Origin of the sequence: Streptomyces phaeochromogenes (assembly GCF_001418655.1) — a bacterium.
Taxonomy (GTDB): domain Bacteria; phylum Actinomycetota; class Actinomycetes; order Streptomycetales; family Streptomycetaceae; genus Streptomyces; species Streptomyces phaeochromogenes.
The window spans coordinates 17,193-27,244 of record NZ_LIQZ01000282.1; the positions used below are offsets into that span (position 1 = coordinate 17,193).

Annotated in this window: 6 protein-coding genes; all 6 read left to right on the plus strand. The window is 70.7% G+C overall.

All coding sequences use genetic code 11. The annotated features are described in order from the left end of the window. Positions 1-162 precede the first annotated feature (162 nt). The 6 genes from nsdA (at position 163) to ftsH (ending at position 9,978) form a co-directional block, all read left to right on the plus strand. Entirely contained in the window at positions 163-1,638 is a 1,476-nt protein-coding gene (nsdA, locus tag AOK17_RS32680; RefSeq protein ID WP_055616194.1) for a transcriptional repressor NsdA, read from the plus strand. A 313-nt stretch (positions 1,639-1,951) separates the two neighbouring features. Further along, positions 1,952-3,292 carry an ammonium transporter gene (locus tag AOK17_RS32685; protein ID WP_055616195.1) on the plus strand — a complete coding sequence of 447 codons (1,341 nt, stop codon included), beginning with the start codon at positions 1,952-1,954 and terminating at the stop codon, positions 3,290-3,292. Next, entirely contained in the window at positions 3,289-3,627 is a 339-nt protein-coding gene (locus tag AOK17_RS32690; protein WP_055510557.1) for a P-II family nitrogen regulator, read from the plus strand. The genes AOK17_RS32685 and AOK17_RS32690 overlap by 4 nt, the downstream gene beginning before the upstream one ends. 25 nt (positions 3,628-3,652) lie before the next feature. Further along, a complete protein-coding gene (locus tag AOK17_RS32695) occupies positions 3,653-6,112 on the plus strand; it encodes a [protein-PII] uridylyltransferase (RefSeq protein ID WP_055616196.1) in 2,460 nt (819 codons plus the stop codon). Between the two features lie 210 nt (positions 6,113-6,322). Beyond that, positions 6,323-7,876, plus strand: coding sequence for a signal recognition particle protein (ffh, locus tag AOK17_RS32700; RefSeq protein WP_055616197.1), 1,554 nt, complete (start codon positions 6,323-6,325; stop codon positions 7,874-7,876). Between the two features lie 161 nt (positions 7,877-8,037). After that, a complete protein-coding gene (ftsH, locus tag AOK17_RS32705) occupies positions 8,038-9,978 on the plus strand; it encodes an ATP-dependent zinc metalloprotease FtsH (RefSeq protein WP_079053410.1) in 1,941 nt (646 codons plus the stop codon). Positions 9,979-10,052: the final 74 nt, after the last annotated feature.

A 10,052-nucleotide genomic window follows, 5' to 3' on the forward strand; every position in this document is an offset into this window, starting at 1 on the left:
TGCACGGGTCCTGGGGACGCATGCACTCGCGGGTATGCCGGAGGCAACTCGGGTTCTCGTTCGATGGGTGAGAACCACCGGACGGACGACCATATGTACCGGCATTCTGGTAGGGCTTGGCGCACACAGCGCACAAGTGGGTTCAGGGATGGGGGCGTTCCAGTGGGCGGCAACGGCGGAGGCGGGACGACTGCTGACAAGCGCCCCAATGAGCTGTTGGGCTCGTGGTTCGTGCGCAGCGGTTGGTCCAAGGGTGAGCTGGCGCGTCAAGTGAACCGCAGAGCGCGCCAGTTGGGAGCCAACCACATCTCGACGGACACCTCGCGCGTCCGCCGCTGGCTGGACGGCGAGAACCCCCGCGAGCCCATCCCGCGCATCCTCTCCGAGCTGTTCTCCGAGCGCTTCGGCTGTGTCGTCGCCGTCGAGGACCTGGGTCTGCGTGCCGCACACCAGTCACCGTCCGTGTCCGGCGTCGACCTGCCCTGGACCGGTCCGCAGACCGTCGCCCTGATCGGTGAGTTCTCGCGCAGCGACCTGATGCTGGCGCGGCGCGGGTTCCTCGGCACGTCACTGGCGCTCTCCGCCGGCCCCTCGCTGATCGAGCCCATGCAGCGCTGGCTGGTGCCCAGCCCGGTCACTCCCCGTGAGCAGCCCGAGTCCGCCGCCGCCTCGCGCCGCCCCGGCCGACTCTCCCAGCCCGAGCTGGACCTCCTCGAATCCACCACGGTCATGTTCCGCCAGTGGGACGCCCAGTGCGGCGGCGGTCTGCGCCGCAAGGCGGTCGTCGGCCAGCTGCACGAGGTGACCGACCTCCTCCAGGAGCCCCAGCCCGAGGCCACCACCAGGCGCCTGTTCAAGGTCGCCGCCGAGCTGGCCGAGCTGGCGGGCTGGATGAGCTACGACGTCGGGCTCCAGCCGACCGCCCAGAAGTACTTCGTCCTCGCCCTGCACGCCGCCAAGGAGGCCGCCGACAAGCCGCTCGGCTCGTACGTCCTGTCCAGCATGAGCCGTCAGATGATCCACCTCGGCCGGCCCGACGACGCTCTGGAACTGATCCACCTCGCGCAGTACGGAAGCCGCGACTGCGCGAGCCCCCGGACCCAGTCCATGCTGTATGCGATGGAGGCCCGGGCCTACGCCAACATGGGGCAGCCCGGAAAGTGCAAGCGAGCCGTCCGGATGGCCGAGGACACGTTCGGTGACGCGGTCGAGTTCGACGAGCCCGACCCCGACTGGATCCGCTTCTTCTCCGAGGCCGAGCTGCACGGCGAGAACTCCCACTCCTTCCGCGACCTCGCCTACGTCGCGGGTCGCAGCCCCACCTACGCCTCGCTGGCCGAGCCCGTCATGCAGAAGGCCGTCGACCTCTTCGAGAAGGACGCCGAGCACCAGCGTTCGTACGCACTCAACCTCGTCGGAATGGGCACCGTGCACCTTCTGAGGCGGGAGCCCGAGCAGAGCACGGTCCTGGTGCGCGAGGCCCTCAGGGTCGCCAAGAAGGTGCGCTCCGAGAGGGTCAACACTCGTATCCGAAAAACCGTCGACACGGCTGTACGCGATTTCGGGGATCTCGCCGCCGTGGTGGACCTGACCGAGCAGCTCGCCATCGATCTGCCCGAGACCGCCGAGGCGGTCTGACCCCCAGTACCCCGGCCGCGGCCGCCGTCCTTAACAGCCCGACTCGGCTCCCCCATGCCAGGTCATCGGACGGCCGACCGCGGCCGGTTCCATACCTTCGGTGAAGGTTGCGCCACGATAACGATCGCGCGGACCGACATCAGCCAGTTCATCGACGCGTAACACACAGGACCTCTTCGTCACTGCGGCGAAACATCGAGGGGTGCCGGTCGAAACCGCGCTGCGCCAATCTCTGGCGCATAACCGGCCCACCCCTCATAACCGCTCATGGCTTCGCCCGCACGGGGCCGTACCAAACGACGAGGAGACGCCGATGGCACCAGCCATCACGCTTGCCGCAGACGCTCCCACGCTGTCTGCCGCCAACACCGGGTTCATGCTCATCTGTTCCGCCCTGGTGCTGATCATGACTCCCGGACTCGCCTTCTTCTACGGAGGCATGGTCCGGGTCAAGAGCACCCTGAACATGTTGATGATGAGCTTCATCAGCATGGGGATCGTCACCATCCTGTGGGTGCTCTACGGCTTCTCGCTCGCCTTCGGCACCGACTCGGGCAGCATCATCGGCTGGTCCTCGGACTACGTGGGCCTCAGTGGGATCGGCATCACGCAGCTCTGGGACGGCTACACCATCCCGATCTACGTCTTCGCCGTCTTCCAGCTGATGTTCGCGATCATCACGCCCGCCCTGATCAGCGGCGCGGTCGCGGACCGTGTGAAGTTCACGGGCTGGGCGCTCTTCGTCGCCCTGTGGGCCACGGTCGTCTACTTCCCGGTCGCGCACTGGGTCTGGGGCGCGGGCGGCTGGGCCTTCGAGCTCGGCGTCATCGACTTCGCCGGTGGTACGGCGGTCCACATCAACGCGGGCGCCGCGGCGCTCGGCGTGATCCTCGTCATCGGCAAGCGCGTCGGCTTCAAGAGGGACCCGATGCGCCCGCACAGCCTGCCGCTGGTCATGCTCGGCGCCGGTCTGCTGTGGTTCGGCTGGTTCGGATTCAACGCCGGCTCCTGGCTCGGCAACGATGACGGCGTCGGCGCGCTGATGTTCATCAACACGCAGATCGCCACCGCCGCGGCCATGCTGGCCTGGCTCGCCTACGAGAAGATCCGCCACGGCGCGTTCACCACGCTGGGTGCCGCCTCCGGCGCGGTCGCCGGTCTGGTCGCCATCACCCCGTCGGGTGGTGCCGTGTCCCCGCTCGGCGCGATCGCCGTCGGTGTCGTCGCCGGTCTGCTCTGCGCCATGGCCGTCGGCCTCAAGTACAAGTTCGGCTACGACGACTCGCTCGACGTCGTCGGTGTCCACCTCGTCGGCGGTGTCGTCGGCTCCCTGCTGATCGGCTTCCTCGCCACCGGCGGTGGCCAGTCCGACGTCGCGGGCCTCTTCTACGGCGGCGGCCTCGACCAGTTCTGGAAGCAGTGCGCCGGTGTCTTCGCGGTCCTCGCCTACTCCCTCGTGGCCTCCGCGGTGCTCGCCTTCCTGATCGACAAGACGATCGGGATGCGCGTCTCCGAGGACGACGAGATCGCGGGCATCGACCAGGCCGAGCACGCCGAGACCGCATACGACTTCAGCGGTGGCGGCGGCGGTGCGGCCTTCAGCTCCGCACCCTCCCCGGCCCAGGGCACCCCGGCAAAGAAGGTGGACGCATGAAGCTCATCACCGCCGTTGTGAAGCCCCACCGGCTCGACGAGATCAAGGAGGCCCTCCAGGCCTTCGGCGTTCACGGTCTGACGGTCACCGAGGCGAGCGGCTACGGTCGTCAGCGGGGTCACACCGAGGTCTACCGCGGTGCCGAGTACACCGTCGACCTCGTCCCCAAGATCCGCATCGAGGTGCTGGTCGAGGACGACGACGCCGAGCAGCTGCTCGACGTCATCGTGAAGGCGGCCCGTACCGGCAAGATCGGCGACGGCAAGGTCTGGTCCGTCCCGGTCGAGACGGCGGTCCGGGTCCGGACCGGCGAGCGCGGACCCGACGCGCTGTAGGCAGAACAAGAACAGGAGCCACTGGGTGACGAGTACGGACGTGCGTACGGAAGCAGAGGACTCGGGACCCAGCGGCTATGCGGCGGCCCGGCTGCGCCTCCTCCAGGAGGGGGCGCGGTCCGGGCCGCCGCGCCGTGCGGCCCTCGCCGAACTGACCGACGACTGGCTGTCCGGTCTGTTCGACGCGGGCGCCGACAAACTGCGCGGCATCTCGCTCGTCGCCGTCGGCGGCTACGGCCGCGGTGAGCTCTCCCCGCGCAGCGACCTCGACCTGCTGCTCCTGCACGACGGCAGCGCCGACCCCGGCGCGGTGGCCTCCCTCGCCGACCGCATCTGGTATCCGATCTGGGACCTCGGCCTCGACCTCGACCACTCCGTCCGTACGCCCGCCGAGGCACGCAAGACCGCGGGCGAGGACCTCAAGGTCCAGCTCGGGCTGCTGGACGCCCGGCACCTCGCCGGCGACCTCGGCCTCACCGCCGGACTGCGCACAGCCGTCCTCGCCGACTGGCGGAACCAGGCGCCGAAACGTCTCCCCGAACTCCAGGAACTGTGCGCCGAGCGCGCCGAGCGCCAGGGCGAGCTGCAGTTCCTCCTCGAACCCGACCTCAAGGAGGCCCGCGGCGGCCTGCGTGACGCCACCGCGCTGCGCGCCGTCGCCGCCTCCTGGCTCGCCGACGCCCCGCGCGAGGGCCTCGCCGACGCCCGCAGGCGCCTCCTCGACGTCCGTGACGCCCTGCACCTCACCACCGGCCGCGCCACCGACCGCCTCTCCCTCCAGGAGCAGGACCAGGTCGCCGCCGAACTCGGCCTGCTCGACGCCGACACACTCCTGCGCCAGGTGTACGAGGCCGCCCGCGTCGTCTCGTACGCCAGCGATGTCACCTGGCGCGAGGTGGGGCGCGTGCTGCGGTCGCGCGCCGTACGGCCTCGGCTGCGCGCCATGCTGGGCGGCGGCAAGCCGACCGCCGAGCGCTCACCGCTGGCCGAGGGCGTCGTCGAGCAGGACGGCGAGGTCGTCCTCGCCCGCGCCGCCCGCCCCGACCGCGACCCCGTACTTCCCCTGCGTGCCGCCGCCGCGGCTGCCCAGGCGGGCCTGCCCCTCTCCCTGCACGCCGTGCGCCGCATGGCCGCCGGGGTCCGCCCGCTGCCCACGCCCTGGCCCGCCGAGGCCCGCGAACAGCTCGTCACGCTGCTCGGCTCGGGCCCCTCGACCATCGAGGTCTGGGAGGCCCTGGAGGCCGAGGGCCTGATCACCCGGCTGCTGCCCGACTGGGAGCGCGTCCGCTGCCGCCCGCAGCGCAACGCCGTCCACATCTGGACCGTCGACCGCCACCTGATCGAGACGGCCGTCCGCGCCGCGGAGTTCACCCGCCGCGTCCACCGCCCCGACCTGCTGCTGGTCTCCGCCCTGCTGCACGACATCGGCAAGGGCTGGCCCGGCGACCACTCCGTGGCCGGCGAGATCATCGCGAAGGACGTGGCCGCCCGGATCGGCTTCGACCGCACGGACGTCGCCGTGCTCGCCACGCTCGTACGCCATCACCTGCTGCTCGTCGAGACGGCGACCCGGCGCGACCTGGAGGACCCGGCGACCGTGCGCTCGGTCGCCGAGGCGGTCGGCTCGCAGGGCACGCTGGAACTGCTGCACGCGCTGACCGAGGCGGACGCGCTGGCCACCGGGCCCGCCGCCTGGTCCTCGTGGCGCGCCTCCCTCGTCGCCGACCTGGTCAAGCGGGTCGCCGCCGTGCTCGCCGGGGACATCCCCGAGGAGCCCGAGGCCGCCGCGCCCACCGCCGAGCAGGAGCGGCTCGCCATCGAGGCGGCCCGCACCGGCGGACCCGTACTCGCGCTGCGCGCCCAGACCGAACCGCCGACCGAGCCGCCCGCCGAGGAGCCGTCCGGCGACCCGGAGCCCCTCGGTGTGGAACTGCTCATCGCGGTACCGGACCAGGAAGGCGTCCTGCCGGCCGTCGCGGGCGTCCTCGCCATGCACCGGCTCACGGTGCGGACGGCGGAGCTGCGGGCTCTCGACCTGCCCGACGGCGTCTCAGGATCCGTGCTGCTCCTCAACTGGCGGGTCGCCGCCGAGTACGGCTCACTGCCGCAGGCCGCCCGCCTGCGCGCCGATCTCGTACGCGCCCTCGACGGCTCCCTCGACATCACGGGACGCCTCGCCGAGCGGGACGCCGCGTATCCGCGCCGGCGGGGGATCGTGGCGCCGCCCGCCCGGGTGTCCGTGGCCGCCGCCGCGTCCCGGCTCGCCACGGTCATCGAGGTGCGTGCGCATGACGCCCCCGGGCTGCTGCACCGGATCGGGCGGGCCCTCGAGAACGCGCATGTACGCGTCCGCAGTGCGCATGTCTCCACGCTGGGCGCGAACGCGGTGGACGCCTTCTATGTGACGGGGCCCGACGGGTCGCCGTTGCCGGGGGAGCAGGCGGCTTCGGTCGCCCGGGCGCTGGAGGACACGTTGCGGGAGTGAGTGTTCCGGTGGCGGGTGGTTCGATGGCTGCGGGTCGGCCGTGGCTGGTCGCGCCCACGCGGCGGAGCCGCACGATGCCACGGCCCCGCACCCCTGAAGGGGCTCTGTGTCCGGAACCCTGTGACGGGGTGGAGACCCTTCCTGGCGCGGACAGATACCCTGGAGGGCGGACCTGCCCCCCTGCCCCCTACTTGAGGATTCGCGACCGCCGTGTTCGACACTCTCTCCGATCGCCTCGCAGCGACATTCAAGAACCTTCGCGGCAAGGGGCGCCTGTCCGAGGCGGACATCGACGCCACCGCGCGCGAGATCCGTATCGCCCTGCTGGAAGCGGATGTCGCGCTGCCGGTCGTGCGGGCCTTCATCAAGCAGGTCAAGGAGAGGGCCCTCGGGGCCGAGGTGTCGCAGGCACTGAACCCCGCCCAGCAGGTCATCAAGATCGTCAACGAGGAGCTCGTCGGCATCCTCGGCGGCGAGACCCGTCGGCTGCGCTTCGCCAAGCAGCCGCCGACCGTGATCATGCTCGCGGGTCTGCAGGGTGCCGGTAAGACCACGCTGGCCGGAAAGCTCGGCAAGTGGCTCCAGGGCCAGGGGCACGCCCCGCTGCTCGTCGCCTGCGACCTCCAGCGCCCGAACGCGGTGACCCAGTTGAGCGTCGTCGCCGAGCGCGCCGGGGTCGGCGTCTACGCCCCCCAGCCGGGCAACGGCGTCGGTGACCCGGTCCAGGTCGCCAAGGACTCCATCGAGTACGCGAAGCAGAAGCAGCACGACGTCGTCATCGTCGACACCGCCGGCCGCCTCGGCATCGACCAGGAGCTGATGCAGCAGGCCGCGGACATCCGCGACGCGGTCTCGCCGGACGAGATCCTCTTCGTCGTCGACGCGATGGTCGGTCAGGACGCGGTCAACACCGCCGAGGCCTTCCGTGACGGCGTCGGCTTCGACGGCGTGGTCCTCTCCAAGCTCGACGGCGACGCCCGCGGTGGTGCCGCGCTCTCCATCGCGCACGTCACCGGCCGCCAGGTCATGTTCGCCTCGAACGGCGAGAAGCTGGACGACTTCGACGCGTTCCACCCGGACCGCATGGCGTCCCGCATCCTCGGCATGGGCGACATGCTCACGCTGATCGAGAAGGCCGAGCAGACCTTCTCGCAGCAAGAGGCCGAGCAGATGGCCGAGAAGCTGGCCTCCAAGAAGGGCCAGGACTTCACGCTCGACGACTTCCTGGCCCAGATGGAGCAGGTCAGGAAGATGGGCTCCATCTCCAAGCTGCTCGGCATGCTCCCCGGCATGGGCCAGATCAAGGACCAGATCAACAACCTCGACGAGCGTGACGTCGACCGCACGGCCGCGATCATCAAGTCGATGACCCCGGGCGAGCGCCAGGAGCCGACGATCATCAACGGCTCGCGCCGTGCCCGTATCGCCAAGGGTTCCGGTGTCGAGGTCAGCGCGGTCAAGGGCCTGGTCGAGCGGTTCTTCGAGGCCCGCAAGATGATGTCCCGCATGGCCCAGGGCGGCGGCATGCCGGGAATGCCCGGGATGCCGGGCATGGGTGGCGGCCCTGGCCGGACGAAGAAGCAGCCCAAGAAGGCCAAGGGCAAGCAGCGCTCCGGCAACCCGATGAAGCGCAAGCAGCAGGAGGAAGAGGCCGCCGCGCGCCGCGACGCCGCGGGCCAGGCCGGTGGCGCCTTCGGCCTCCCGGGCGGCCAGCAGCCGCAGGACTTCGAGCTCCCGGACGAGTTCAAGAAGTTCATGGGCTGACGACTCTTCTGTACGAGGCTGGGGGCGCCCTTCTTTGGAAGGGCGCCCCCAGCCTCGTTTGTGATGGGTGATGGGTGATGGGGGCGGGGTGCCGGGCCTTGGGTGTCGGTGCCGCCCTCTGTGCACATGCTGGTGCGGCCTTCGTATCGTAACGTCCGGATATGAGCAACCCTGTGCCGCCGCGCAAGGCCCCCGACCGGCCGTGGCGCTCCGAGGGCACTCCGGAGGAGGAGCCGCCGAAGCCGTCGCCCGGTGGTGGGAGGCGGATGCGCGGCGGCTGGTGGGGCCTGGCCCTCACCGCCCTGCTCGTCTTCCTCATCGCCTACCTCGGGCTGTCCTTCTTCAACGAGGGCGACGAGCCGACGATCTCGTACACGGAGTTCAGCAAGCAGGTCGACGACGGCAACGTCAGCAAGATCTACTCCAAGGGCGACGCGATCCAGGGCCAGCTCAAGAAGGCGCAGGACAAACCCGGGGACGACGGGAAGTACACCAAGTTCAAGACCCAGCGCCCGGTCTTCGCGGACGACGAGCTGTGGGAACAGCTGGACAAGCACGACGTCACCGTGACGGCCGTGCCGGTGGTCCAGCAGCGCAGCCTCCTGGCGAATCTGCTGATCTCGCTGGCGCCGATGCTGCTGCTGGTCGTTCTGTGGATCTTCATCGCCCGGCGGATGCGCGGGGGACTCGGCGGCGCGGGCGGCATGCTCGGCCGCAAGGCGCCACCCAAGCCGGTCGAACTGCAGCCCGGCGCCGAGCGCACGACGTTCGCGGACGTGGCCGGTATCGACGAGGTCGAGGGTGAGCTCAACGACGTGGTCGACTTCCTGAAGAACCCTGACGCCTACCGCAGGATGGGCGCGAAGATGCCGCGCGGGGTGCTGCTCGCGGGTGCGCCAGGTACGGGCAAGACGCTGCTCGCGCGGGCGGTCGCCGGGGAGGCGGGCGTGCCGTTCTTCTCGGCCTCCGCGTCGGAGTTCATCGAGATGATCGTGGGCGTGGGCGCCTCGCGCGTACGGGAGTTGTTCGCGGAGGCCCGCAAGGTGGCTCCGTCGATCATCTTCATCGACGAGATCGACACGATCGGGCGGGCCCGGGCCGGCGGTTCCGGCATGGGCGGCCACGACGAGCGCGAGCAGACGCTGAACCAGATCCTCACCGAGATGGACGGCTTCTCCGGCTCCGAGGGCGTGATCGTCGTCGCGGCGACCAACCGGGCCGATGTCCTGGACCCCGCGCTGACCCGGCCCGGCCGCTTCGACCGGGTCGTCAACGTCTCGCCTCCCGACCGGGCCGGCCGCGAGGCGATCCTGGAGATCCACACCCGGGAGATCCCGCTCGCGCCGGACGTCGACCTCGGCCAGATCGCCCGTACGACGCCGGGCATGACCGGTGCGGAGCTGGCCAACCTCGCGAACGAGGGGGCGCTGCTTGCGGTGAAGCGCAAGCAGTCCCAGGTCACCCGGAGCGACCTCTCCGAGGCGCTGGAGAAGGTGCAGCTGGGTGCGGAACGGCCGCTGGTCATGCCGGAGGAGGAGCGGCGGCGCACGGCCTACCACGAGAGCGGGCACGCCCTCCTCGGCATGCTGCAGCCCGGCGCCGATCCGGTCCGCAAGGTCACCATCGTGCCGCGCGGGAGGGCGCTGGGGGTCACGCTCTCCACCCCCGACGCCGACCGGTACGCGTACACGGAGGGGTACCTCCGCGGGCGGATCATCGGGGCCCTGGGTGGCATGGCGGCGGAGCATGTCGTCTTCGACGTGGTCACGACCGGTGCCGAGAACGACCTGGAGCAGGTCACCAACATCGCCCGTGGCATGGTCGCGCGCTGGGGCATGAGCGAACGCGTCGGCCGCCTCTCCGCCCTTCCGGGCGACGCCCAGCAGGCGTACGGGCTCTCCGCCGCGCCGGAGACCCTCGACACGATCGAGCACGAGATGCGGCGGATCGTGGACGAGTGCTACGAGGAGGCGTGCGAGAAGCTCCGCACCCACCGCTCCCAGCTCGACGCCCTCGCGGCGGCGCTCCTGGAGAACGAGACGCTGGATGAGGCGGACGCGTACCGCGTGGCGGGCATCACCCGCCTGTCGAAGGACGACTGAGTCCGACGTTCCTCGCCCCCGCCCCTACCCATTCCCGTCCCTTTTCGGGGGCCGGCCCCCGAAAAGGGACGGGA